A 537-nucleotide genomic window follows, 5' to 3' on the forward strand; every position below is an offset into this window, starting at 1 on the left:
AGTAGGAGATTATATTGAGTTAATACATTTAGAAGGTGTGCATAGAGCTACTTTCACAAATGTAGACAAAAGTAAACAAGAAAGCTTTGGAAAAAAAGCAATGTATGAAGTCACAAAAGAAGGCTTGAAGAAAGTAGAAAAAATGCCAGAAGTAACAATTTTAGATGGAAATCAATTTGCATGGTCACTAAAAGGAATTAGTGATTTTGAGTTTGCTAAAATCAATTTCAATAAGTCGACAGAAGAAATGCAAGTTGACTTAAAAACAGGCGTACCACATCATTATTTTAATGAAACATATGCGAGTATTAAAGTACAAAATGCATCAGGCAAAGTAGTATACAATAAAGACATTTATGGAAACAAACAACAAAATGCTGAATTGCAAAAGGCTCCAGTTAAAGTAGGAGATTATATTGAGTTAACACATTTAGAAGGTGTGCATAGAGCTACTTTCACAAATGTAGACAAAAGTAAACAAGAAAGCTTTGGAAAAAAAGCAATGTATGAAGTTACAAAAGAAGGCTTGAAGAAAGT

Annotated in this window: 1 protein-coding gene; it reads left to right on the forward strand. The window is 31.3% G+C overall.

Features of this window, described 5'->3' with window-relative positions; translation table 11 throughout:
- Positions 1-537 (forward strand): putative mucin/carbohydrate-binding domain-containing protein (locus MR113_RS27425; RefSeq protein ID WP_277929809.1); only part of this gene is annotated, 537 nt, incomplete at both ends.

The organism is Bacillus cereus group sp. BfR-BA-01379, from assembly GCF_022663605.1.
Taxonomy (GTDB): Bacteria; Bacillota; Bacilli; order Bacillales; family Bacillaceae_G; genus Bacillus_A; species Bacillus_A mobilis.